The sequence below is a fragment of the Streptomyces sp. NPDC055400 genome, from assembly GCF_053644375.1.
The window spans coordinates 16,803-41,334 of sequence record NZ_JBSHLM010000015.1 but is presented as its reverse complement, the minus strand read 5'-3'; the positions used below and the strand labels follow the sequence as shown (position 1 = coordinate 41,334).

The following is a 24,532-nucleotide window of genomic DNA, read 5'->3' as shown; positions in this document are numbered from 1 at the left end:
CGCCTCTTCCTCTGCGCGATCCCCTTTTTCCCGGGTTCACCGGCTCTTCCGGGGCTTCTCGCGCGCTCTCCGCGAACCTTCAGGACGGTATCTGTGTCTGCCTCACCCTCCCCTTCCCTGGCGACCACCGCGCCCACGCAGCGTGACCTCCTCGACTTCGTACGGCGTACCGCCGAGGACCACGAACTCATCGCCTCGCTCCCCCTGGACCCCGAGGGCCGCACATGGGTGCGGCTCGAAGGGCCCGGCGGCAGCGAGGCATGGCTCATCGGCTGGCCGCCCGGCACGGGCACCGGCTGGCACGACCACGCCGAGTCCGTCGGCGCCTTCCTCACCGCGTCGGGCGAACTCAAGGAGAACTCGCTCGCGGCCCGGCTGCCCGCCGACGGCTGGAAGACGCTTGAGCTGTCCGAAGACGTGGACCGCGAACGGACGTTGGCCGCGGGCAAGGGCAGGGCCTTCGGACAGCACCATGTGCACGAGGTCCTCAACGAGTCCGCCGGCGAGCACGCGATCTCCGTGCACGCCTACTACCCGCCACTCCCCCAGATCCGCCGCTACAGCCGCGCGGGCGCGGTGCTGCGGCTCGAGACGGTCGAGCGGCCGGAGGACTGGCAGTGAGCGGAGGGAGCAAGGTGGGTGACGTGACTACTGGGGTGAGTGGCGGCGTGGGTGGCACGGGTGGCTTGAGCGGCTCGCGGAGTGAGCGGCCTGAGGGAATCGACGAGTTGCTCGACCGGGTGCGCCTCGGTCTGGACCGGGTCGAGGCCGGTGAGGCGTACGCGGCCGCCACGGCGGGCGACGCGCTACTCGTCGACATCCGGTACGCGGCGCTGCGGGAGCGGGACGGGCTGATCCCCGGGGCGCTCGTGGTGGAGCGCAACGAACTGGAGTGGCGGCTCGACCCCCAGGGCAGCCATCGCGCAGCCGAGGCGACGAGCCACGATCTGCGCGTCGTGGTCGTGTGCAACGAGGGCTACGCGTCGAGCCTCGCCGCCGTCTCCCTGCGGCAGTTGGGGCTGCACCGGGCCACCGATCTGGTGGGCGGCTTCCAGGCGTGGAAGGCGGCGGGGCTGCCGGTGGCCGAGTGACGGTCGCGTGAGGTTGCAGGTGTACGTGGCGGTGGGCGCCCCCGAGGTAAGGGGCACCCACCATTGCGTGCCGCCCCTTACTCCTTGGCTGTTGCCACCTCGACCGGACGGGGCTTCAGGGCGGCGCGGCCGGGCAGCGCGGTCCCGGTGAGCGCGAGGAGTCCGGCGGCGGCGACCACGGCCACGTAGACGAGGGGTGCGACAGAGGGGGCTGCGCTTCCGGTCATGCCGACGCTGAACGCCGTCAGTACGGCCAGCGCGATGCCGCTGCCCAGGGTCGTGCCGAGGAGCAGCACGGCGAGGGCCTCGGTGCGCAGCATCCGCAGGACCTGGCGGCGGGTCGCGCCGGCAAGGCGGAGCATCGCGAACTCCCGGACACGTTCGGAGACCGACATCGCGAGGGTGTTCACGACGGCGATCGCGGTGAACGCGAGGATCAGACCCATGGCGAGCAGGTTGACTTCGGCGTTGTCCTGCTGGCGTTCGGCCTGGAGGTCGTCGGCCGTGGCGGGGGCGAGGACACGCAGACCCGGGAACTCCCGAACGGTGCTCGCCAGTTGTTTCTGTGTACGGCTGGTCCTGACGAGTACGGAGGAGGCGAGGGGATTGTCGACGTGCCGGGCCACCAGGTCATGGGCCAGGGTCAGATCGCCGAAGCCGAGACCCTTCGCGTAGACGGCCGTCACGGTGAGGGTGGCCGGTGTGCCGTCCCCGAGCGTCAGCTTCAGCCTGCTGCCGGGCTTCAAGTGGAGCTGGTCGGCGGCTAGTTCACTGACGGCGACGCCGTCCTGCCGGAAATCCTTCAGCGATCCCGCCGTGACGTCCGGGTCCCACGTGCGCGTGAGGCCTTCGCGGGTGACTCCCTGAGCCGGGTACTTCGCAAGTCCTGCGCGCACGGTGGTGCGGACGACCTCGGTCGCGACTGTGCCCTTGGTTCTACGGATCTCGCGTGCGGCCTCGGCGGGCACACCGGGACCCTGCGCCGCGACGATCCAGTCTGCCCGGATGCCTTCGCGTGCCTGGGCGCGGGCCGCGTTGCCCAGGGTCGGCTGGGTGAACAGGACGGTGCAGGTCATGCCGATGAGGAGGGCGAGCGGGGTGACGACGGCGGCCATCCGGGCCGCGTTGCCGCGGAGGTTGGCGGTGGCCAGTCTCCCGCCGGGTCCCGCAAGGCGCAGAGGTCCGGCGAGGAGGGCCGCGGCGCCCTTCACCAGGAGCGGGCCGAGCAGCGCGGCGGAGGAGGCGAGGACGACAACGGCGAGGAACGTACCGGGAGTTGAAGCGGGTTCGGTGCGCAGCACGCTGAGTACGGCTACGAGGACGGCGCCGCCCGCGAGAAGCGCGATTCCGGCTGCGATGCGACCCCAGGCGGGCCGAGAACGCTCGACTCTGGCCTCCGCGAGCGCTTCGGCGGGGCGGATACGGGCGATGCGGCGGGCCGAGATCCGGGCGGCGGCCCAGGCGCCGAGCAGCGTGGCACCCACGGCCGCGAACAGGGGGAAGACGCTGACGGTCCGTTCGAGGGTCGGCGGCACCGCTCCGAGCTCGACGAAGCGGTGGTACAGCCATCCTCCGAGCGGGAGCCCGGCGAGGGAGCCGAGGACGCCCGCGGCGGCCCCGACGATGAGCGCCTCACGTCCGAGGAGCTTGCGGATCTGCCCGGGCGTGGCGGCGATGGCGCGCAACAGGGCGAGTTCGCGGTGACGTTGCTGGACGGAGAGCGCGAAGGTGCCGACGACGACCAGGACGGCGACGAGGAGGGAGGTGCCGCCCATCGCGCCGCCCATGCTGACGAGCTTGATGCGGGCTCCCGCGGCGTCGAGGAACTCGACGGGGCCCCGGGCGTCGCCGGTGGTGACCTGGGCGGTCGTGCCGTCGAGAGCCTTCGCGACGGCACGCGCCAGCTCTGCCGGCTTCTGGCCGGGCGCGGGGTTGACGCCGAGGGCCGTGACCTGGCCGGGGTGGCCGGCGAGACGCCGGGCCTCTGAGGTGGTGAAGAACAGGGAGGTCTGGTGGGTCACTGACGCGTGCCCGGCGGGCGCGGCGATTCCGGTGACGCGGTAGGTGCGCGGTGCCTGGGCGGACTGGACGGTGAGACTGTCTCCGGGCGCGAGGTGGGCGCGGTCGGCCAGGTCCCGGTCCACGACGAGATCCTGGGGCTTGGTGGGTGCGGTGCCTGCTGTCAGAGCGTAGGGGGTCAGCGCGGCGGAGTTCCAGGCATGCCCGTACGCGGGCCTGTCGGGGTCTGCGGCTCCTGGCGGCAAGGGCTGGGCCAGGAAGGTGAGTTCGGGGATGACCTGCTCGACGCCGGGGAGGTCGCGGAGCCGTCGCGCGGTGTCCTGAGGCAGCCAGGCCCGCTCGGCGATCGGCTTGGCCTTGTGCTTGACCTTGGTCTTGCCCTTCTTGTGCTTGACCGTGGTCTTGTGGACGTTCTGGTCGGCGGAGACGAGGACGGGGGCGGCCGCGTACCGCTCGGTGCGAATGGTGCCGCGCAGGCCGGTCTCCAGAAGGGTGCCGCAGGCCGTGATGAGGGCGGCCGCGCACATGAGGGCGAGGAAGGCACCGAGGAACCCGCCTTTGCGGTCCCGGACGGTGTGCAGTGCGTAGCGCAGCATCATGGCGTGTCCGTCTCTGCGGTGTTGTCGAGGGCCTGGATTTCCTCGGCCTGGGCCTGGTTTCCGCCGACCGGAGCCTGTTTTACGTCGGCCGGAGCTTGGCGCGCCGTGGCCTGGGCGTCGTGGGGGCGGGCGTCGTCGGCGTCGTCGGGGTGGGCCGGCGCGGGGAAGGCGAGCAGGCGGGTCAGGACGGTGCGTGCGCCGTCCGGAGTCTCGCCGTCGGGACGCTTGTAGCGGTTGAGGAGCGCGATGAACTCCTGGAAGAACGTGCGGAGTTCGGGCAGCGTGAGCCGGATCGCGCCGCGTGAGTACGGGAAGGCGTCGGCCCACTCCCCCAGGTCCTGCCCCTGCCGATGGAGCCGCTCGAACAGCTCGAGATCGGCGTCGTACGAGAGGTGGCTCAACTCGTCCATGACGAGCCGGGTTTCGGGGCTCTGACGGCTGCGGGGTGGGAATCGGCGGTCGCCCGGGACGGCTCGCCACCAGCGCTCGCGCCCGCCCACACTCTGGTTCGGGGGCGAGCTCTCCTCGGTGAATCCGTAGCGGGCCAGCTCACGCAGGTGGTAGCTGGTGGCGCCGGTGTTGAGCCCGAGGTCGCGGGCCAGCATCGCCGAGGTCGCGGGGCCGTGGAGGGTGAGGTGCTGGAGGATCTGCTGGCGGCGGGGCTGGGCCAGCGCCTTCAGAGCGCTGAGATCGCTCAGCTCCTGGCCGCCGGCGGGAGCGGCGGAGCCGGGTTCCGGTGTCATGCGTACACAGTCGCCTGTGCACACATCCCCGTGCACTGCGGTGACCTGGCGTCATGCCCCGGGGGTTAACCCCACCTGGGTGAGGGCGAGTTCGGCGTCGGACCCCCGTACCGACGCCGCCCTCCCCCTCACCAGGCGGAGCTCACCGGCCCCTCACCCGGCAGGGCTCAGCCCCTTACCGAGCGAAGCTCAGAGTTCTCACCCGGGGGGCTAGAAGTCCCCCAGCCCGAGGTCCTCGGTCTCCTCGCCCTCTTCCTCCAGCGCCTGGCGGACCACCCTGAGCGCCATGCCCTCCGGGTATCCCTTGCGGGCGAGCATGCCCGCGAGGCGGCGGAGGCGCTTGTCGCGGTCGAGGCCGCGTGTGGAGCGGAGCTTGCGGGCCACGAGCTCGCGTGCGGTCTCCTCCTCCTGCTCGGAGTCGAGCTGCCCGACGGCCTCGTCGATCACCGCGGAGTCCACCCCCTTGGTACGCAGCTCCCGGGCGAGCGCCCGCCGGGCCAGCCCCCGGCCGTGGTGCCGCGACTCCACCCAGGCGTCCGCGAAGGCGCCGTCGTTGATCAGGCCGACCTCCTCGAAGCGGGACAGCACTTCCTCCGCCACCTCATCGGGGATGTCCCGCTTCGCCAGCGCGTCGGCGAGTTGCTTGCGCGTGCGCGGTTGTCCGGTGAGCAGGCGCAGGCAGATGCCGCGCGCCCGCTCGGCCGGGTCGGCAGGCGGCTCCCCCGACTCGGCCCCCGACGAGGATGGGGAGCCGCTGCCATGTCGCCCTCCGGCCCCTTCGCCGAAGCCACCGCGCCGACGGCCACGGCTGCGCCCGCCGCCACGGGTACCGCCACCGCCCCGTGCGCCGTTGCCGTCGCTCGGTCCGTCGCCGTCACGTGGCGCCCCGTGCCCGTCCAGGTCGCCCGGGCCCCCGTCGCCCAGGTCCGCCGGGGAGGCGGGGTAGGCGTGATCGGCCCAGTCGGTTCGTCGCGTCACGGACTAGCTCTTGGCCGCCGCGGCCTTGGACTTGGTGGCCTTGGCCGCGGGCGCGGGCACCGTCTTGGCCGCGTCCTCGGCGGGGGTGGCACCCGCCGCGTCGGCACCGGGCTCGGCCGTGGGCGCCTCCGGCTTCACACCGACGCCCAGCTTCTCCTTGATCTTCTTCTCGATCTCGTTGGCCAGGTCGGGGTTGTCCTTCAGGAAGTTGCGCGCGTTCTCCTTGCCCTGGCCGAGCTGGTCGCCCTCGTACGTGTACCAGGCGCCGGCCTTGCGCACGAAGCCGTTCTCCACGCCCATGTCGATCAGGCCGCCCTCGCGGCTGATGCCCTGGCCGTAGAGGATGTCGAACTCGGCCTGCTTGAAGGGCGGCGCGACCTTGTTCTTGACGACCTTGACGCGCGTGCGGTTACCGACCGCGTCGGTGCCGTCCTTCAGCGTCTCGATACGGCGGATGTCGAGTCGCACCGAGGCGTAGAACTTCAGCGCACGGCCACCGGTCGTCGTCTCCGGGGAGCCGAACATCACGCCGATCTTCTCGCGCAGCTGGTTGATGAAGATCGCGGTGGTCTTCGACTGGTTGAGCGCGCTGGTGATCTTCCGGAGCGCCTGGCTCATCAGGCGGGCCTGCAGACCCACGTGCGAGTCGCCCATCTCGCCCTCGATCTCCGCGCGCGGCACCAGGGCGGCGACAGAGTCGATGACGATCAGGTCGAGCGCGCCGGAGCGGACCAGCATGTCGACGATCTCGAGCGCCTGCTCGCCATTGTCCGGCTGGGACAGGATGAGATTGTCGATGTCGACGCCGAGCTTCTTCGCGTACTCCGGGTCGAGCGCGTGCTCGGCGTCCACGAACGCCACGGCGCCGCCGGCCCGCTGCGCGTTGGCCACGGCGTGCAGCGTCAGGGTCGTCTTACCGGAGGACTCCGGCCCGTACACCTCCACCACACGGCCGCGCGGCAGACCGCCGACACCGAGGGCCACGTCGAGCGCGGTCGACCCGGTGGGGATGACCTCGATGGGCTCATTCGGCCGCTCGCCCATGCGCATCACTGCGCCCTTGCCGAATTGCCGTTCAATCTGTGCGAGCGCGGCGTCGAGCGCCTTCTCGCGGTCAGTACCTGCCATGGGTTCCACCCGATTTGCTTGAGTCGATCGCTTCACGTCAATGACGCTAGCGCCTGCCACTGACAATCGGCCTCGGCGCCCGTCCGCCTGTGGATAACTCGAGGCTCGCAGCCCTGCCGCTCTCACCGAAATCCCCGGAAACACTGGGGAGAGAGCCGCCAGACACTCCATAAGAATGGATGTTCGATTTTGGTGTCAAGCGCACCACGCGCCCTGCGATGCGGAAGCTCGTAGACTCTGGCGCCCCCTGAGACGGCTTTGGGGCTCCCGGGCCTGGAGGGTCCGCAGACGCCCCTGCCCCTGCGCTGCACGGCCGCGGTGCTGTCCGCTGTACTCCTCCTCTCTCTGGCCGGGTGCGGGCCGGATGCGAGCGACTCCGGGAAGACCTCGCGCACGCGTGCTTCGCCCGCGTCGGCCTCGCCCTCCGCGGGTCGGTGGTGACCTATGGCCCCTCCTGAGAGCCCGGTCTCGACCAGCCGCCCAGCCTGAAGCCAGGCCATCACCGGCAGGCCACCGGCCACTCCCCCGCCGGGGATACTCCCCCCGGCGTACAGGCGGTGTCTTCGGCCGGGGGACGACGGCGCGTCCCCCGTTCGCGAGGCTTGCGCCATGGAGAACGCGCAGAACCACCGCCCGGGGATCCCGCAGGACCAGCTCCTCAAGCGCCCGCGAGACCGCCGCCCGGTCCGGCGCCCCACCGTCGTCGTCACGCTCGCCGCCCTGGCGCTGCTCGCCCTGTCGATCGTCGGCCAGGTCGTGGCCGGCGCGGACTACCCCGCCGTGCCGCCCGGCCTCGTCATCCCGGTGGTGGCCGCCTCGCTGCCGGCCTGGCGGCCGAACCGCTGGACCGCCGGGCTCGCCCTGGCCGTCGGTCTGTTCATCGGCGTCGGCGCAGTCGTCACCCCCAACACCGGCGACCACCTCTCCTACGGCGACTCCCTGCTGATCGTCTCCACTCTGGCCGAGCTCCTCGCCCTGGCCGGCATGGTCGTGGCCGGCGCCATGTCCGCACTGCGGTTCGGCCGTCCCAAGGAGGTGCGCGTCTGATGTCCTCGCCCACTGCAGCCACTCCCCTGCCGGGCCCGACCGGCCCCGCCCTGACCGGCGCGGTACGGGACCCGTGGCGCGCCGCCCGCCCCTCCGAGCGCCTCTGCTACGCCACCGGCGCCGTACTCACCCTCTCCGGCCTCGCCCACCTGCTGGTCTTCGCGGTCGACGGAGGGCCATGGGACGGCCCTGTCTCGTGGCGCAAGCCGGTCACGTTCGGCGTCTCCTTCGGCCTGACGCTGATCGCGCTCACCTGGGTGACGTCGTATCTGCGGATCGGTGCCCGCGCCAGGAACGTCCTGCTCGTCGTGTTCGCCGCCGACTGCGTCCTGGAGGTCGGCGGGATCACCCTCCAGGCGTGGCGGCGGGTGCCGTCGCATCTCAACATGGAGTCCGGCTTCAACACCGCCGTGTCCATGTCCCTCGCGGTGGGCGGCGGGATCCTGGTCGTGCTGCTCTCCGTGTTCGCGGTCGCCTCGTTCCGGCGCCGGCCGTCGGGGCCCACGGGGATGCCGCTCGCACTGCGGTCCGGGTTCGCGATTCTGCTCGTCGCGCTGGCGTCCGGCGCCGCGATGATCGCGCGCGGGGTGATCCTCACGAAGACCGGCCACCAGGAGGCGGCCTACCACTCGACCGCGCCCCTCAAGCCGCTGCACGGCGTCAGCCTGCACGCCGTGCTCGTCCTGCCCGCGCTGGCCTGGCTGATGTCCCGTACGGCATGGAGCGAGAGGACCAGGTACGGCGTGATGCGCGGTGCGGTCGCCTGCTACGCGGCAGCCGTCGCCGCCGCCGGGATCTGGGCGGCGATCACCTACTGAGACCTAGGAAGCCCGCCTAGGACGGCTGCTCGGAGCCGTCACGGGGGTCGTCCGCGTCCCCTTCCGGTTCCTGCCCGGGCGCCGCTTCGCCCCTCGGATCGTCCGGGTTACGCAGGGCGGCCCGTATGCGCGCGAGGGGGGACGAACCGGATCTGGTCCGATGGCCGTGCACCCGCGGGTCGTCCGTGACGGCGTAGCGCTTCACGTACGCCCCGAGGAATGCCTGCAGCGTCGCCACCGCGGGGATGGCGATCAGCGCGCCGACCGCGCCGAGGAGCGCCGTGCCCGCGATGACGGATCCGAAGGCGACCGCCGGGTGGATGTCCACGGTCTTCGCGGTCAGCTTGGGCTGGAGCACATAGTTCTCGAACTGCTGGTAGACGACTACGAAGATCAGCACCCACAGCGCGTACCAGGGGTCGACCGTGAAGGCGATCAGCATCGGCAGGGCGCCCGCCAGATACGTGCCGATGGTCGGGATGAACTGGGACACCAGGCCGACCCAGACGGCGAGCACGGGCGCGTAGGGCACGCCCAGGGCCTCGAGCAGGATGTAGTGCGCGATCCCGGAGATCAGTGCCATCAGGCCGCGCGAGTAGAGATAACCGCCGGTCTTGTCGACCGCGATCTCCCAGGCGCGCAGCACCTCCGCCTGCTTGGCGGGCGGCAGCACCGAGCACAGCGCGCGCCGGAGCCGGGGACCGTCGGCGGCGAAGTAGAACGAGAACAGCAGGATCGTCAGCAGCCGGAACAGGCCCCCGAGGACCTGCCCGGACACGTCAAGGACGCCGCTCGCGCTGTTCTGCACGTACTTCTGGAGCCAGTCGGAGTGGAGCAGGCTGTCCTGGACGGCGACCCTGCTCAGGTCCGTGTGGAACGTCTGGTTGATCCAGTTGATCACCGAGTCGAGGTACTCGGGAAAGTCCTCGACCATGCTGACGATCTGGCCCGCGAGCATCGAGCTGAGCAGGACCACGAAACCCGCGCCGGCGATCGTGACGCCCAGGAAGACGATCCCGGTGGCCAGCCCCCGGCGCATGCCGCGCCCGGCCATCCAGCTGACCGCCGGCTCCACGGCGAGGGCCAGGAAGAACGCGATCAATACGTTGATCAACAACCCGGTGAGCTGATGGAACGCCCAACTTCCCAGCTGGAAGCAGGCGATGAGGGCCAGGGCGAGCACCATGGCCCGCGGCAGCCAGCCCGGCATCCGCGCACGCACGCTCGCGGCCCCGCCCCCGGGGGGCGTCGGGCCGGGCGGGGAGGCATCGGCTGTCGCCTGCAAGGTCTCGTCTGTGGGTGCCACGGAGCCAGTCTCGCCCACGCCACTGACAGCCGGGCACCGCCCCCGCTCGTTCGAGCAGGTCAGCGGTTCTCCGACGGAACATTCATCGTGGCGCACACCGCACGCCACACGTCCTTCGCCTCCCAGCCGGCATCGAGCGCCTCGTGCACCGTGCGCCCACCGAGTTCCGTCATCACATGATCACGCGCGAATGTTTCGGAGTAGCCAGGACCGAAGTGATCCGCCATCCGCTGCCAGAAGACCGTCAACCGCATGACACCAGTATCCCGCCCCTGAGAGTGCAGCCCGGCACGGAAGGCTCACCGAGAACGCTTTCCGTCCTACCGTCGGTGCATGGCCGAAAACGGAGCATCCCCACTCCCTCAGACCACCTCGGCGCCCTCCCCGCTCTCCCGTGCCGAGCAGTTCATCTGGCTGACCGCGCGCGTGCTGGATCAGCGCCGCTTCGCCTACCACTTCCTCGGCGCGGGCCGGGCGGGCGCAGACGCCGTCGAGACCGCCCTCGCCGCCTACCGCAACGAGGACGAGGGTTACGGTCACGCCCTCGAGCCCGATCTCCGCGGCCCGGTGAGCCAGCCGCTGCACACCAGTCAGGCGCTGCGTGTCCTCGACTCGATCGGCCGTTGCAGCGGCCAGCGGGTGGAGCGCGTGTGCCGCTATCTGACGTCCGTGTCGACCCCGGAGGGCGCTCTCCCGGCGATCCATCCCAGCCAGCGCGGATACCCGTGCGCGCCTTTCGTGCCGGTGGTGGACGACCCGCCGAGCGAGCTGCTCGCCACGGGCCCCGTGGTCGGCCTGCTGCACCGGAACCAGGTGTGGCACGCGTGGCTGTTCCGGGCGACCGACTTCTGCTGGGCCGCGGTCGAGTCCCTGAAGAAGTCCCATCCCTACGAGATCGAGGCGGCCGTGGCCTTCCTGGACGGCGCGCCCGACCGCCCGCGGGCGGAGGCGGCCGCCGACCGGCTCGGCCGGCTCGTGCGCGAGCAGCGGCTTGCGTTGCTCGATCCCGAGCGGCCGGGGCAGTACCCCGTAGCGCCCGGGTACGCGCCGGGTGAGCACCACCTTCCGCACGACTACGCGAAGACTCCGGAGTCGCTGGCGCGCGCGTGGTTCACGGATGAGGAGATGGCGCGCTCGCTGGACTTCCTCGCGGGCGAGCAGCAGGACGACGGCGGGTGGCCGATCCGCTGGCGCCAGTGGGCTCCGGCAGCCGCGCTGGAGGCGCGCCCGATGGTGACGGTCGAGGCGCTGCGCACGCTGCGGGCGTACGGGCGGCCCATCACCTGACGCCTTCGTGGAGGCGCCTCAGGGTGTGTCGGCCGCGTCCCTCAGGAGAAGCGCGGCGATGGCGAGCGCCGTCCCGCGCGGAGCCGACAGGTCGATGCCCGTCTGCTCGCCGATGCGGGCAAGCCGGTTGTCGACCGTGTTGGGATGCAGGCCGAGCACGGCGGCTGTCGCCCTGCGGTCCTGCTGGTGGGCAAGATGGGTCCGCAGGGTCTCCAGGAGTTCGGGCCGGTCCGCCAGCGGATCCAGGAGGGCCGCTATCCGATGGCTCGTCGCGCTGGGACGGGACAGGTGGTACTCCAGGAGCACGTCGTCCAGGCGGTGCAGTCCGGCCGGGATTCCGCACGCGCGCGTGATGCGCAGGATCTCGGTCGCGGTGCGGGCCGACGCGGGCACCTCCTCGGGGCCGGCCGCCGGCACGGCGGCCACCCGGACCTCGAACCCGCCGGCCTTGGCGAGGCGGCCGGCCAGATCGTCGGGGGCCGGGCAGTCCTTGGGCACGATGACCCGCCCGCCGTCGGCCTCCAGGAGCGCGAACACTTCCACTCCGAAGGCGTGGTCCAGGGCGGTCTGCACCCGACGCAGCCTGCGCCGCACAGCGACCCGGCCCTCGGCGGGATCCGCGTCGAGGCCGAGGGCCAGTACGAGCGCGGGACCTTCGAGGCGGAGCTGGTCCAGGAGGACGTGCCCGGGCGGGACCATCCCGTCGAGCAGACCGCGCACCAGGGAGCGGACCTGGGCCCGCTGTTCGGCCTCCAGGGCGGACCGCTCGTCGAGATACGTCTCGGCCACGGCACCCACGATCCCCGGGTGCGACTGCAGCAGTACGTCGACGAGTTCGACCAGCGCGCCTTCGTCACCGGGGCCCGCAGCGTCACGCAAGGCCTGCCACAGGACGTAGACGCCATACGCGTGGGCGCGCAGGAGGAGGTGCAGCGGCATGCCCTCCTCGGCCCGCTGAGCGGCTCGCTCGCGGAACAGCCGGTGGCTGCCGGGCCGGACCAGGTCAGGCTCGCTGACACCGCGCAGGAAGAGCCGTACGCCGTGCCGGGCGGTCGCGGCGACTTCCAAGTCCTTCACGTCGTCGGGGAGTTCCGCGTATCCGGGCAGTTGCTCGAACGACTCGCGAGCCATGCGGCGGGCGAGTTCGTTGACTCTCTGTTCGCAGCGCGCGGCCAGGGAGCGGGCTTCGGGCGACAGGGCCACTGTTCCTCCATTCCCCCATGGACGTGGACCGGCACTGCGTTTGTGACGCGTCACATTACCCACGGGTGGGACTTGTGACATGAGGCGGTGTTCGATCTCACATCGGGGGCCGAAACTCGTGGCCGGTGGCGATCGACCGCACTGCGCACAAGGAGCCGAGGACATGACCGAACACAAAGAGCGGGACGCCCAGCACACCGAGTACTCCGAGTACTCGGAGTACGCCGACCGGGTCTGGCAGGGCGCCGATTCGCTGCTGCCTCATCTGACGGGCACGTACTCCGGGAGCGAACTGGTGCGCCTGCGTGACCGCGTGGGCTTCTTCCCGGCGTTCGCCAACGTAACGGCCTTCGATACGGGCGACGGCGTGGTCCTCGTCGACTCGGGCGACTTCCGTACGGCGGGCCAACTGCATGAGGCGGTCGTCGGGTTCGGCGCGGGACCGGTGCGCTCCGTGGTGTACACGCACGGTCACGTGGACCACGTCTTCGGGGTGGCCCCCTTCGACCAGGAGGCCGACGAGAGGGGCGGACCGCGCCCCGAAGTGATCGCCCACGAGGCCGTCCCCGCGCGGTTCGACCGCTACATCCGGACGGCGGGTTACAACTCCTGGATCAATCGCCGGCAGTTCGGAGTGCCCTCTTTGGAGTGGCCCACCACATACCGCTATCCGGACGTCGTCTACAGGGACCGTCTCACCGTGCGGCGCGGGGAGCTGACGTTCGAGCTCGTGCACGCGCGCGGGGAGACCGACGACCACACCTACGTATGGATCCCTGAGCTCAGGACGCTGTGCACGGGCGACCTGTTCATCTGGAACACGCCGAACGCCGGCAACCCCCAGAAGGTGCAGCGGTATCCGGAGGACTGGGCGCGCGCCCTGCGCGCGATGCAGGGGCTCGGCGCCGAACTCCTCCTGCCTGGGCACGGCGTTCCCGTCGTCGGCTCCGACCGCGTGCACCAAGCTCTCGACGACACCGCGGGCTTCCTGGAGTCACTGTGCGAGCAGACCAGGGAGCTGATGAACACGGGCCACCGCCTCGACGCGGTCATCCACGGCGTGAAGGCTCCGGAGAACCTGCTGGCGAAGCCGTACCTCCACCCGGCCTACGACGAACCGGAGTTCGTCGTGCGCAACCTGTGGCGCCTGTGGGGCGGCTGGTACGACCAGAACCCCGCGCACCTCAAGCCCGCCCCGGAGGCGGACGTCGCGGCCGAGTTCGCACGGGCGGCGGGCGGGGCGTCCACGCTGGCGCTGCGCGCCTCCGAGCTGCTCGCCGCCGGGGAGCTGCGCCTCGCCTCGCATCTGGCGGAGACGGCGGCCCTGGCGGCGCCCGCCGACCAGGAGGTGGCACGCGTGCGTGCCGACGTGTTCGCGCGGCGTGCCCTCCAGGAGACGTCGACCATGGCCCGTGGAGTCTTCCACTGGGCCGCGGCCGAATCGGCAGCCGTGTTCGCCGGTACGGACGTGCAGACGGAGTTGACGCGCTCCCCGGAGGGACGCAAGCGGGCCGAAGGGGCGATCAGCGTCGGTGTGGTCGACGACGAGGACGGCTGCTGCTGACCGGGCTCACCCCGTGACGGCGCGCAGCCCCGCCGTGACCACAACGGCCGCCGCGACGACGACCAGGAACGGCGCGCGCAGGATCAGCGCGACCGCCGCCGCGGCCAGCCCGGCCGCCTTCGCGTCGAGGACGAGCGTGGTGCCTTCGGCGAAGGTCTGCTGGGCCGTGAGCGCGGCCAGCAGGGCCACGGGGAGCAGGGCCGCCAGTCGTCGGACCAGCGGCCGTTCCAGGACACCGGCGGGCACGAGGAGGCCGATGAGCTTGACGGCGTAACAGCCTAGTGCGGTCACCGCGACCGCGATCCAGATGTTCATCGGCCCTCTCCTTGTCGGCGGTCGGCCTCCTGCGAGGTCGCTGGTGAGTTCTCGTCCGGGCAATCGTGCGGGCTCTTCCCGGTCTCTCTCCGTGCCGCCCGGCGCCCCTCTGCGTAGAGCACGGCCGGCGCGGCGAGTGCGGCCACCAGGACCGGGACGCCGGCCGGCAGGACGGGCAGCAGCCCGAGGCCGAGGATGACGGCGACACCGGCCACGGCCCGTTCCGTCGAGGTCCGCAGCATCGGCGCGAGCAGCGCCAGGAAGACCGCTGGTCCGGCCGCGTCGAGCCCCCAGGCGTCGGTGTCGCCGATGGCCTCCGCGCCGAGCGCCCCGAGCAGGGTGGTGAGGTTCCACAGCACGTACAGGGTGAGTCCCGTGACGGTGAAGCCGATACGGGCGCTGCGGCGCGTGGGCTGGGCGAGGGAGACGGCCGTGGTCTCGTCGATGACCCAGTGCGCGGCGAAGGGGCGCAGCACGCGCGGGAGGGCGAGCAGCTGGGACAGGCGCAGCCCGTAGAAGGAGTTGCGCACGCCGAGGAAGAAGGCGCCCGCCGCGGCGGTGAGCGGGTTGCCGCCGGCCGCGATCGCGCCGACGAGGGCGAACTGCGAGGCCCCGGTGAACACGAGCAGGCTGAGCGCGCAGGTCTGGAGCACACTGAGGCCGCTGCCGGCCGAGGTCACGCCGAAGGCGAATCCGGAGAGTCCGACGGCGACGCCGACGCCGAGCGCGTCCCGGACGACGGCGGAATCGGCCTTCTCAGGCCCACCGCTCCCAGGCCCTCCGCTCCCAGACCCGCTCCCGGCCCCTTCGCTCCCCTGCCCACCTGCTGTGGGCCGGCCCTCCCCGCGAGTCCCTACTTGCCCGGGCTCGCCAGGCTCCCGTGCTGACCCTGCGCTTCCTGATCCGGTGCGTATCGCTGCGGATGTTGTCTGTTCTGCCACGCCTGTGACGGTACGAGGAAGCGCGCGGCCGGGTCTTGTACGTTCTTGCGCTCCCGCTGGTAGGCGCCGGGCGGTACGCCGACGATCCGCGTGAAGTGCCGGTTCAGGTGCGGCTGGTCCGTGAAGCCGACCGTCACGGCCGCGTCCGCCGGTGCCGTGCCGCCGTCCAGGAGGCGGCGGGCGGCCCGCACGCGCGCGTCGGTGAGCCAGGTGTGCGGCGGCATGCCGTACGCGTCCCTGAAGGCGCGCAGCAGAGCGAACGGGCTGGTGCCGAGTTCGGTGGCGAGGATCTCCAGGGACGGCGGCTCGGCCATCCGCTCGACGAGCACGGCACGCGCGCGTGCCGCGATCGAGGCGCCGGCGGACCGCATGGGGCGCGCGGTCATGGGCTGCCCGTGATCGCGCAGCAGCCGGGCGACCACGACGCGCAGCAGGCTGTCGGCGGCGAGCGCGTTGCCCTCCTCGGCGGCGCGGTGCACCTCACTGATGAGGTGAGCCGCCTGCGGGTCGCTCACGATCGGCTCGGCGAACGCGGCGGTCCCTCGGACCGCCATGGTCTCGCCCGCGATCTCCGCTATGACATCGGCCGACGGATAGAGCGTGTGGTACGCCCACCCTTCGGGTTCCCCCGCCCGCGCAGTGTGCGCCACCTCGGGGTTGATCATGACGACGGTCCCGGGGCCCGCGTGCACCGTGCCCGTCGGCAGGCCCACGTCCTCGACCCCGCTGGTGACCGCACCGAAGACGTACCCGTCGTGGCTGTGGCGGGGGAAGGTGTGGCGGACGTAGCGCGCCCGCAGCAGGTCGAGGCCCGGTAGCTGTTCGTAGCGCCAGTGCCTGGCCCATTCCTTCGTCCTCGACCCCGCCATGTGTTCCATTCTGCGCCACGAGCGGGCCGCGCCATCCCGCCGCCGGGATCAGGACTCGGAGCGTTTGCGCAGGTCCGGGCCATTGTCAGTGGGGAGGTGCACGATGGGTGCATGGTCAGGTCCGCACGCAGCCCGCTCGACGGTTTCTCCCCCGCGACCCGCAGTTGGTTCACGGGGGCGTTCTCCGCGCCCACGTCCGCACAGGCCGGGGCGTGGCAGGCCATCGGCGAGGGCTCGGACGTGCTGGTCGTCGCGCCGACGGGTTCCGGCAAGACCCTGGCCGCGTTCCTGGCCGCCCTGGACCAGCTGGCGTCGACGCCACCGCCGGCCGACCCGAAGAAGCGCTGTCGCGTCCTGTATGTCTCGCCGCTCAAAGCCCTCGCGGTCGACGTGGAGCGCAATCTGCGCAGCCCGCTCACCGGTATCCGGCAGGAGTCGGTGCGCCTCGGGCTGCCCGAGCCCGAGGTGAAGGTCGGCATCCGCTCCGGGGACACTCCCCCGGCCGAGCGCCGCGCCCTGTCGACCCGGCCTCCGGACATTCTGATCACGACGCCCGAGTCGCTGTTCCTGATGCTCACGTCCGCCGCGCGTGACGCGCTCACGGGCATCGAGACGGTGATTCTCGACGAGGTGCACGCGGTCGCGGGCACCAAACGCGGCGCCCATCTCGCGCTGTCCCTGGAGCGCCTCGACGAGCTGCTGCCCCGGCCCGCCCGCCGGATCGGACTGTCGGCGACGGTCCGCCCTGTGGACGAGGTGGCGCGCTATCTGTCGCCCCAGCGCAAGGTGGAGATCGTCCAGCCGCGCTCGGGCAAGGAGTTCGACCTCTCGGTGGTCGTCCCCGTGGAGGACCTGGGCGAGCTCGGCGGCTCACCCGTCGCCGACTCCGACCAGGGCGCGGAGCGGCCGTCCATCTGGCCGCATGTCGAGGAGCGGATCGCCGACCTGGTCCAGTCGCACCGCTCGACGATCGTCTTCGCCAACTCCCGCCGCCTGGCCGAGCGCCTGTGCAACCGGCTGAACGAGATCGCGTACGAGCGGGCGACGGGCGAGGCACTCCCCGAGGACCACGCACCGGCCGAGCTGATGGGCGGCTCGGGCGCGGCGAACGGAGCGCCGGCGGTCATCGCCCGCGCCCACCACGGATCGGTCTCCAAGGAGCAGCGCGCCCTCGTCGAGGAGGACCTCAAGGCGGGCCGGCTGCCCGCCGTGGTGGCCACGTCCAGCCTCGAGCTGGGTATCGACATGGGCGCGGTGGACCTCGTCGTCCAGGTGGAGTCCCCGCCCTCCGTGGCCTCCGGCCTCCAGCGCGTGGGCCGCGCGGGACACCAGGTGGGCGCGGTCTCCACGGGCGTGGTCTTCCCGAAGTACCGGGGCGACCTCGTCCAGGCGGCCGTGGTCACCGAGCGGATGCGCACGGGCTCCATCGAGTCCCTTCGTGTCCCCGCCAACCCCCTGGACGTGCTGGCGCAGCAGCTGGTCGCGATCACGGCGCTCGACACGTGGCAGGTGGACGACCTGCTGGCGCTCGTCCGCCGCGCGGCCCCCTTCGCATCGCTTCCGGAGTCCGCGTTCACCGGCGTTCTCGACATGCTCGCGGGCCGCTATCCCTCCGACGCGTTCGCCGAGCTGCGTCCACGCGTGGTGTGGGACCGCATCGCCGGCACGGTCACCGGACGCCCTGGTGCCCAGCGCCTGGCCGTCACCTCCGGGGGCACGATTCCGGACCGCGGCCTCTTCGGGGTGTTCCTCGCCGGATCCGACCCCAAGAAGGGCGGCGGACGGGTAGGTGAGCTCGACGAGGAGATGGTCTACGAGTCCCGGGTGGGCGACGTGTTCACCCTCGGTACGAGTTCCTGGCGCATCGAGGACATCACGCGCGACCGCGTGCTGGTCTCCCCCGCGCCCGGCGTCCCGGGCAGGCTCCCGTTCTGGAAGGGCGACCAGCTCGGCCGCCCGCTCGAACTGGGCCGCGCGGTGGGCGCTTTCCTGCGCGAGGTCGGATCCCTGTCCACGGACGACGCGCGGCTGCGGCTGCTCGCGGCGGGCCTCGACGCGTGGGCCGCCGACAATGTGCTGGCCTATCTGTCCGAGCAGCGCGAGGCCTGCGGCCACATCCCGGACGACCGGACCATCGTGGTCGAGCGGTTCCGTGACGAGCTGGGCGACTGGCGGGTCGTCGTGCACTCCCCCTTCGGCGCACAGGTGCACGCCCCCTGGGCGCTCGCTCTCGGCGCCAGGCTCGGCGAGAAGTACGGCATGGACGCCCAGGTCATGCACGCCGACGACGGCATCGTGCTGCGCCTTCCCGACGCCGACCTCATGAGCCTCGACCTCCTGGACCAGGAGCCCTCGAAGGCCGGTTCGGAGTACGACGCCGACCAGGCGCCCCTCGGGGCGGGCGACGTCGCCTTCGACAAGGGCGACGTCAGCCAGATCGTCACCGACCAGGTCGGCGGCTCGGCCCTGTTCGCGGCCCGCTTCCGCGAGTGCGCGGCCCGCGCCCTGCTGTTGCCCCGCCGCAACCCCGGCAAGCGCACCCCCCTGTGGCAGCAGCGCCAGCGCGCCTCCCAACTCCTCCAGGTGGCCAGCGAGTTCGGCTCGTTCCCGATCGTCCTCGAAGCCGTACGGGAGTGCCTCCAGGACGTCTTCGACGTGCCCGGCCTCGCGGAGCTGATGGGGGACATCGAGTCCCGCAAGGTCCGCCTCGTCGAGGTCACCACCCCGGAGGCCTCCCCGTTCGCCCGCTCCCTCCTGTTCGGCTACGTCGCCCAGTTCCTGTACGAGGGCGACTCCCCGCTCGCCGAGCGGCGCGCCGCCGCCCTCTCGCTGGACTCGCGGCTGCTCGCCGAACTGCTCGGGCAGGCCGAGCTGCGCGAGCTCCTCGACGCGGACGTGCTCGCCGAGCTGGAACAGGAGCTCCAGTGGCGCACCGACGACCGCCGTATCAGGGACGTCGAGGGCGTCGCGGACCTGTTGCGCGTCCTCGGGCCGCTCACGGACGCCGAGTTGGCGGACCGGGGCGCCGAGCCGGGGTGGGCCCCGGAGCTGGCGTCCGCCCGCCGCGCCATCCGAGTCCGTATCGCGGGGGCCGACCACTGGGCGGCGATCGAGGACGCGGGCCGACTGCGGGACGCGCTCGGCACCGCGCTGCCCGTCGGCGTACCCGAGGCCTTCACGGAGCCCGTCAAGGATCCCCTGGGCGACCTTCTCGCCCGGTACGCGCGCACGCACGGCCCGTTCACCTCGGCCGTGGCCGCCACCCGCTTCGGCCTCGGCGCGGCCGTCACGGACGGCGCGCTGCAACGCCTGGCGGCGAACGGGCGGGTGGTGCAAGGCGAGTTCCATCCGGCCGGCATCGGCCAGGAGTGGTGTGACGCGACGGTGCTCCGGCGTCTGCGCAGGCGTTCGCTCGCGGCCCTGCGGCACGAGCTGGAGCCGGTACCGCCCGCCGCCCTCGCCCAGTTCCTGCCCCAGTGGCAGCACTTGGGCGGGAACGGACTGCGCGGTGTCGACGGTCTGGTGCGCGCGGTCGAGCAGTTGCAGGGCGCGTCCGTACCGGCGTCCGCCCTGGAGAAGCTCGTCCTGCCGTCCCGGGTCTCGGGCTACGCGCCCGCGATGCTCGACGAACTCACGGCGTCGGGCGAGGTCGTGTGGGCAGGCGCGGGCTCCCTGCCCGGCAAGGACGGCTGGGTCTCCCTGTACCTGGCCGACACGGCCCCCCTCCTGCTCCCCGCACCCCATCCCCTGGAGCTCACTGCTCTCCACCAGTCCGTCGTGGACACGCTCTCCGGTGGCTACGGCCTGTTCTTCCGCCAGATCGCCGACCAGGTCCGCGCGACGACGCACCCCGACGCCAGCGATCCTCAGCTGGCGGACGCACTCTGGGATCTGGCCTGGTCCGGGCGGCTCACGAACGACACGCTGGCCCCGATGCGCTCGCTCCTCGGGTCGGGCCGCACCGCGGGATCCACGGCTCATCGCGCCCGCCGCGCGATCCCTCGCGGGCGCTACGGGGGCCTCACCGCCGCCGCGCGGACCGCCTCCCGCTCGGGCCCGCCGACCGTCGCGGGCCGCTGGTCACTGCTGCCCACAGCCGACCCCGACCCGACGGTGCGCGCCCATGCCCTGGCCCGCACGCTCCTCGACCGGCACGGCGTGGTGACCCGGGGCGCCGTCGCCGCGGAGGGCGTGGAGGGCGGCTTCTCCGCGGTGTACCGCGTCCTGTCCGCCTTCGAGGACAGCGGCCAGGCCCGACGGGGGTACGTCGTCGAGGGCCTCGGCGCCGCACAGTTCGCGATGGACGGCGCGGTGGACCGCCTGCGCGCGGCCGCGAACGCACGCGACCGCGGGGACGCCCCGCCCGACCCCTACGCCGGTCCGCCCGGGGCTCCCATGAACTCCACGACCGACCCGTCGGCAGCCTGGGATCCGTCGTGGTCCACCGCCACCGGACCGCACACCGTCCCGGACTTCCCCCCGGACCTTCCCCCGGGCTTCTCCCCGGACGCCGTCCCGGATTTCCCCCCGGACTTCGCGGAACACAACGCCTGGTCCGCACCCGGCCGCCCCGGCCCAGGCCCCGATCGCACCCCACGCCGCCGAAGAGCCGCTTCCAGAGCCATCGTTCTCGCCGCCGCAGACCCGGCGAACGCCTATGGTGCTGCCCTGACCTGGCCCGACTCCCCCACCGGCGCCGGACACAAGCCGGGCCGCAAGGCGGGCTCCCTGGTCGTGCTCGTCGACGGCGAACTGACCCTCTACATGGAGCGCGGCGGCAAGACCCTGCTGGCCTGGCCGGCGTCCGAAGGCGACGCCGGCACGCTCTCCGCGGCCGAGGTCGCCGAGGACTCCCGGCTGCCCGCCGCCGCGGAGGCACTGGCAGACGCCGCCAGAGCGGGTTCCCTCGGGACGATCACCGTGGAGCGGATCAACGGCTCCGCCGCTCTGACCTCACCGTTCTCGTCCCTCCTGGAAACAGCCGGCTTCCACGCGACCCCGCGAGGCCTGCGGCTGCGCGCCTAGTCCCGCCCCCGCACGGAACACGCCCACCCGCCCCCCACGACGTCGCCCCATACCCCCACCGGCCCACCGCTCCCTCCTCCCGGCCCCGCTCCTCACGCCGGCCCACCAACCACCCCACCGCTGCCACCCGTGCCACCCTTGACCCATGCCCGAAGGCGACACCGTCCTGCAGACCGCGCGGCGTCTGCACACCGCCCTCGCGGGCCAGGTGCTCATCCGCTCCGACCTGCGCGTCCCCCGCTTCGCCACGGCCGATCTGACCGGCCGCACGGTCCTCGACGTCACCCCGCGCGGCAAGCACCTCCTCACCCGCATAGAGGGCGGCCTCACCCTGCACTCGCACCTCCGCATGGACGGCTCCTGGAAGGTCTACGCACTCGGCGAGCGCTGGACCGGCGGCCCCGGCCACCAGATCCGCGCGATCCTCGGCAACGCCACCCGCACCGCCGTGGGCTACCGCCTCCCCGTCCTCGAACTCATGCGCACGGCCGACGAGATCAAGGTGGTCGGCCACCTCGGCCCCGACCTGCTCGGCCCGGACTGGGACGCCGAAACGGCCCTGCGCAACCTCCTCAGTGACCCGGCCCGCCCCCTCGGCGAGGCGCTCCTCGACCAGCGCAATCTCGCGGGCGTCGGCAACGTCTACAAGTCCGAGCTGTGCTTCCTCCTCCAGGTCACCCCGTGGCTGCCCGTCGGCGACCTCCCCGACGACACCGCCGCCCGCCTCCCCGAGCTCGCCAAGAAGCTCCTCGAAGCCAATCGCGACCGCCCCGCACGCGTCACCACCGGCAGCCGCCGCCCCGGCCAGCGGCTCTACGTCTACGGCCGGGCGCCTCGCCCCTGCCTGCGCTGCCGCACCCCGATCCGCGTGGCCGACCAGGGCGACGGCTCCCGTGACCGCCCCACCTACTGGTGCCCCTCCTGCCAACACGGCCCGGCCCCCCGCCCGTCCACCAAGCAGCCCCCGCTCATCAGATGACAAAGCCTCACCAGATAGCCCGTACAAGCTAATTGACGGCCCGTCAGAAATGCTCGTACGGTCCCCTCATGCCCGTCACCGCGTACGACCTCACCGGACGCACCGCATTCGTCACCGGCGCCGCGAGCGGCATCGGACGCGCTTCCGCCCTGCTCCTGGCCGACGCCGGAGCCACCGTGCACTGCGCCGACCGCGACGCGCAGGGCCTGCACGAGACGGAGACGCTGATCAAGGCCAGGGGCGGCACGGCCCGCACCCACGCCCTCGACGTCGCGGACCGCACCCAGCTCGCCGAGGCGGTGGCCGCGGCCGTCGACGCGGCGGGCCGTCTCGACGTCATGGCCGCGATCGCCGGGATCATGCACAGCAGCCCCGTCCTGGAGACCCGCGACGAGGACCTCGACCGCGTCCTCGGCATCAATTTCAAGGGGGTGCTGTACGCCTGCCAGGAGGCCGCCCGCGCCATGATCGCGACGGGCACTCGCGGCAGCATCGTCACGATGGCGTCGGGCGCCGTGGACACCGGCGGCCCCGGACTGCTCTGCTACGGCGCCTCGAAGGCCGCGGTCGTCCAGCTGACGAAGACCCTGGCGACCGAGGTCGGCCCGCAGGGCATCCGCGCCAACGCGGTCGCTCCCGGCTGGATCCGTACGCCCATGACCGGCCGCCACGACGCGTCGGAGCAGTCGCACACCGAGGCTCTGATGGTCCGGATGTCCCCGCTGGGCCGCGTAGGCGAGGCGGACGACATCGCCCACGCCGTCCTGCACCTGGCGTCGGACGCGTCATCGTTCACGACGGGCCAGATCCTCCGCCCGAACGGCGGCGTCGCCATGCCCTGGTAAGCAGGCCGGCCCCAGCGGACCGCCTCGCCCTCATAGCCGCCCCATCGGCCCCCGTCGCCCCCACAGCCTCCCCAGAAAACCGCCTCGCCCCCGCAGAAGTCCCGCCCCGCCTCACGGCCCCCACCGCCCTCGCGGCCCGGGCCCTGGGCACACAGTGCACCGGCAGCAGGCTCAGCCCCCACCCACCGGCCGCCACGGCTCCCTCGAACGCTCCCGCGTCCGGCGAGAAGGCCAGCCGCAGCAGGCCCCACCACCACAGCGTCCCGAAGGCCACGGCCGGTATCCAGCGCGCGTTCCGCCACACCCCGGCCGGTATTCCGCGCACGGTCCGCCACGCCACGGCCGCCACCTCCTGCCCGATGCCGGATCGGATCGAACCCGAATGCCGGCGCCACCCGGCGGCAGGGCGCTCCGGAGCCGTTTCCGCACACCGAAGGCGCTCCCGCGCACGTCGAAATCCCCTTCACCATGGCACGAATGCCCTGATGCGGGCATGTCGAGCCCGCTCCGACGCCCGTGGCCCACCACCCCAAACACCCCGGCCCGCCCCTCCCGACACCCCGCTCCCACCACCCAGTCCCCTCGACATGCAAAAGTCCCGGCCGATCTCCCGGCCGGGACTTTCACACACTTATGAGTGACACCTGCATGAGGCGTCACGCCGCGCGGACTCACGCAGCGACGACGTCCACCGCTTCCGCAGGCGCCTTGATGGTCACCCGTTCCGGTGGGACACCGGCCACGGAGACAGAATTCAGCCGCGGGCGAACCGGCGCGGGCACCGGATCAGTAGCCGCTGCCGACACGGCCAGCTCGGCGAGAGCGAGCTCGTCGCTCACCTCGCGCATGAGCTCGGACATCCGTACGTCAAGCGCGTCGCAAATAGCGGACAGCAGCTCGGAGGATGCCTCCTTCTGCCCCCGCTCCACCTCGGAGAGATAGCCGAGCGAGACTCGGGCGGACGAGGAGACTTCGCGCAGAGTACGGCCCTGGCGCTGGCGCTGCCGACGCAGCACGTCACCCAGCAGGCGACGGAGCAGAATCATCGGTGGCTCCCTCCTCGGACCGCGTAGCCGCATCCTTCACGCCCCACCGTACCGCCTTGCGCCGCGGCCGTGCGGGGAGCGATGTCGTGTTCACTCAGGGCTGTAAACATCAAAACCCCCCGTTCTGTTCCGTATCCTGTGCCCGCTCATTCTCTGCGCGTTCGCTCAAGAGCCGCTCAAGCAGCAGTTCAAGCACACTCCGTACACTCTTCATACGGATTTCCGAACGATCGCCGTTCAACCGCAACGCGGCCACTTTCCGGCTACGAGCGAAACTGCCTGCCTGAGCCCCGGACCCCTCAACCCCGGCGCCGTCTCCCGCGTCAGCCCCTCCGGAGCCCGCCTCGAAGGCCGTGGAATCCCCCGGACCGGCGACGGCCACGAACACCGTCCCCACCGGCTGCCCGTCCTGCTCGTCGGGCCCGGCCACGCCTGTGGTCGCGATTCCCCAGTCCGCGCCGAGGACCCTGCGCACCCCGGTCGCCATCTGCAGGGCGACCTCGGGATCCACCGCCCCTCGCTCGGCCAGGAGAGTGCCGTCGACGCCGAGGACGTCCCGTTTCAGCTCGGTCGCATACGAGGTCACGGACCCGCGGAAGACGCGCGAGGCGCCCGGCACCGAGGTGATGCCGGCGGCCACGAGGCCGCCGGTGAGCGACTCGGCGACCGCGAGGGTCTCGCCGCGCTCGGTGAGCAGCCGGAGCACCACGGCGGCGGTGGCGAGGCCGT

22 protein-coding genes are annotated in these 24,532 nt (G+C 72.2%); 9 read left to right on the top strand and 13 right to left on the bottom strand.

What is annotated here, in order from left to right; genetic code table 11:
* Nucleotides 1-93: 93 nt before the first annotated feature.
* Nucleotides 94-621, top strand: coding sequence for a cysteine dioxygenase (locus ACWIGU_RS33135; RefSeq protein WP_454405359.1), 528 nt, complete (start codon nt 94-96; stop codon nt 619-621).
* A 35-nt stretch (nt 622-656) separates the two neighbouring features.
* A complete protein-coding gene (locus ACWIGU_RS33130; RefSeq protein ID WP_454405533.1) occupies nt 657-1,091 on the top strand; it encodes a rhodanese-like domain-containing protein in 435 nt (144 codons plus the stop codon).
* Between the two features lie 77 nt (nt 1,092-1,168).
* Here ACWIGU_RS33130 and ACWIGU_RS33125 read toward each other — a convergent pair whose 3' ends face one another.
* The 4 genes from ACWIGU_RS33125 to recA form a co-directional block, all read right to left on the bottom strand.
* Entirely contained in the window at nt 1,169-3,709 is a 2,541-nt protein-coding gene (locus tag ACWIGU_RS33125; protein ID WP_454405357.1) for an FtsX-like permease family protein, read from the bottom strand.
* On the bottom strand, nt 3,706-4,452 hold the full coding sequence (locus ACWIGU_RS33120) for an ArsR/SmtB family transcription factor (RefSeq protein ID WP_454405356.1): 747 nt from the start codon (nt 4,450-4,452) through the stop codon (nt 3,706-3,708). Before ACWIGU_RS33120 ends, ACWIGU_RS33125 begins: the two co-directional genes overlap by 4 nt.
* Nucleotides 4,453-4,662: 210 nt before the next feature.
* Nucleotides 4,663-5,430, bottom strand: a complete 768-nt coding sequence (gene recX, locus ACWIGU_RS33115) for a recombination regulator RecX (RefSeq protein ID WP_454405354.1) — start codon at nt 5,428-5,430, stop codon at nt 4,663-4,665.
* 3 nt (nt 5,431-5,433) lie between these two features.
* A complete protein-coding gene (gene recA / locus ACWIGU_RS33110) occupies nt 5,434-6,558 on the bottom strand; it encodes a recombinase RecA (protein WP_326773806.1) in 1,125 nt (374 codons plus the stop codon).
* Nucleotides 6,559-7,167: 609 nt separating this feature from the next.
* On the opposite strand from recA, the gene ACWIGU_RS33105 reads away from it, so the two are divergent.
* Nucleotides 7,168-7,605 (top strand): hypothetical protein, encoded by a 438-nt coding sequence (locus ACWIGU_RS33105; RefSeq protein ID WP_454405353.1) that lies wholly within the window; start codon nt 7,168-7,170, stop codon nt 7,603-7,605.
* On the top strand, nt 7,605-8,423 hold the full coding sequence (locus ACWIGU_RS33100; protein ID WP_454405352.1) for a hypothetical protein: 819 nt from the start codon (nt 7,605-7,607) through the stop codon (nt 8,421-8,423). The genes ACWIGU_RS33105 and ACWIGU_RS33100 overlap by 1 nt, the downstream gene beginning before the upstream one ends.
* Nucleotides 8,424-8,439: 16 nt before the next feature.
* Here the strand turns inward: ACWIGU_RS33100 and ACWIGU_RS33095 are convergent, their stop codons facing one another.
* The gene (locus ACWIGU_RS33095; protein WP_454405351.1) at nt 8,440-9,729 is read right to left on the bottom strand and encodes an AI-2E family transporter; all 1,290 of its coding nucleotides are present in this window, start codon (nt 9,727-9,729) and stop codon (nt 8,440-8,442) included.
* Nucleotides 9,730-9,788: 59 nt separating this feature from the next.
* Nucleotides 9,789-9,983, bottom strand: a complete 195-nt coding sequence (locus tag ACWIGU_RS33090; RefSeq protein WP_454405350.1) for a DUF3046 domain-containing protein — start codon at nt 9,981-9,983, stop codon at nt 9,789-9,791.
* A 79-nt stretch (nt 9,984-10,062) separates the two neighbouring features.
* Here ACWIGU_RS33090 and ACWIGU_RS33085 point away from each other — a divergent pair, with 79 nt between their 5' ends.
* The gene (locus tag ACWIGU_RS33085) at nt 10,063-11,016 is read left to right on the top strand and encodes a hypothetical protein (RefSeq protein WP_454405349.1); all 954 of its coding nucleotides are present in this window, start codon (nt 10,063-10,065) and stop codon (nt 11,014-11,016) included.
* Nucleotides 11,017-11,034: 18 nt separating this feature from the next.
* Here ACWIGU_RS33085 and ACWIGU_RS33080 read toward each other — a convergent pair whose 3' ends face one another.
* Entirely contained in the window at nt 11,035-12,219 is a 1,185-nt protein-coding gene (locus tag ACWIGU_RS33080) for a PucR family transcriptional regulator (protein WP_454405348.1), read from the bottom strand.
* 163 nt (nt 12,220-12,382) lie between these two features.
* Here ACWIGU_RS33080 and ACWIGU_RS33075 point away from each other — a divergent pair, with 163 nt between their 5' ends.
* Nucleotides 12,383-13,783 (top strand): alkyl sulfatase dimerization domain-containing protein, encoded by a 1,401-nt coding sequence (locus tag ACWIGU_RS33075; RefSeq protein ID WP_454405347.1) that lies wholly within the window; start codon nt 12,383-12,385, stop codon nt 13,781-13,783.
* Between the two features lie 6 nt (nt 13,784-13,789).
* Here ACWIGU_RS33075 and ACWIGU_RS33070 read toward each other — a convergent pair whose 3' ends face one another.
* From ACWIGU_RS33070 to ACWIGU_RS33060, 3 genes are read right to left on the bottom strand one after another with little or no spacing between them, the layout of a single operon-like run.
* Nucleotides 13,790-14,098, bottom strand: coding sequence for an AzlD domain-containing protein (locus ACWIGU_RS33070; RefSeq protein WP_454405346.1), 309 nt, complete (start codon nt 14,096-14,098; stop codon nt 13,790-13,792).
* Nucleotides 14,095-15,039, bottom strand: a complete 945-nt coding sequence (locus ACWIGU_RS33065) for an AzlC family ABC transporter permease (RefSeq protein WP_454405345.1) — start codon at nt 15,037-15,039, stop codon at nt 14,095-14,097. Before ACWIGU_RS33065 ends, ACWIGU_RS33070 begins: the two co-directional genes overlap by 4 nt.
* Complete coding sequence (locus ACWIGU_RS33060; protein ID WP_454405344.1) at nt 14,952-15,908, bottom strand: AraC family ligand binding domain-containing protein; 957 nt, start codon at nt 15,906-15,908, stop codon at nt 14,952-14,954. The genes ACWIGU_RS33065 and ACWIGU_RS33060 overlap by 88 nt, the downstream gene beginning before the upstream one ends.
* A gap of 111 nt (nt 15,909-16,019) precedes the next feature.
* On the opposite strand from ACWIGU_RS33060, the gene ACWIGU_RS33055 reads away from it, so the two are divergent.
* The 3 genes from ACWIGU_RS33055 to ACWIGU_RS33045 all read left to right on the top strand — a co-directional run bounded on the left by ACWIGU_RS33055 (nt 16,020) and on the right by ACWIGU_RS33045 (nt 22,757).
* Entirely contained in the window at nt 16,020-20,933 is a 4,914-nt protein-coding gene (locus ACWIGU_RS33055; protein WP_454405343.1) for an ATP-dependent helicase, read from the top strand.
* A gap of 145 nt (nt 20,934-21,078) precedes the next feature.
* Nucleotides 21,079-21,912, top strand: coding sequence for an Fpg/Nei family DNA glycosylase (locus ACWIGU_RS33050; protein ID WP_454405342.1), 834 nt, complete (start codon nt 21,079-21,081; stop codon nt 21,910-21,912).
* A gap of 68 nt (nt 21,913-21,980) precedes the next feature.
* Nucleotides 21,981-22,757 (top strand): SDR family NAD(P)-dependent oxidoreductase, encoded by a 777-nt coding sequence (locus ACWIGU_RS33045; RefSeq protein WP_454405341.1) that lies wholly within the window; start codon nt 21,981-21,983, stop codon nt 22,755-22,757.
* Here ACWIGU_RS33045 and ACWIGU_RS33040 read toward each other — a convergent pair.
* The 3 genes from ACWIGU_RS33040 to ACWIGU_RS33030 form a co-directional block, all read right to left on the bottom strand.
* The gene (locus ACWIGU_RS33040) at nt 22,705-23,040 is read right to left on the bottom strand and encodes a hypothetical protein (RefSeq protein WP_454405531.1); all 336 of its coding nucleotides are present in this window, start codon (nt 23,038-23,040) and stop codon (nt 22,705-22,707) included. The genes ACWIGU_RS33045 and ACWIGU_RS33040 overlap by 53 nt on opposite strands.
* 388 nt (nt 23,041-23,428) lie before the next feature.
* A complete protein-coding gene (locus tag ACWIGU_RS33035; RefSeq protein ID WP_383094896.1) occupies nt 23,429-23,803 on the bottom strand; it encodes a helix-turn-helix domain-containing protein in 375 nt (124 codons plus the stop codon).
* A 109-nt stretch (nt 23,804-23,912) separates the two neighbouring features.
* The gene (locus ACWIGU_RS33030; protein WP_454405340.1) at nt 23,913-24,509 is read right to left on the bottom strand and encodes a CinA family protein; all 597 of its coding nucleotides are present in this window, start codon (nt 24,507-24,509) and stop codon (nt 23,913-23,915) included.
* Nucleotides 24,510-24,532: the final 23 nt, after the last annotated feature.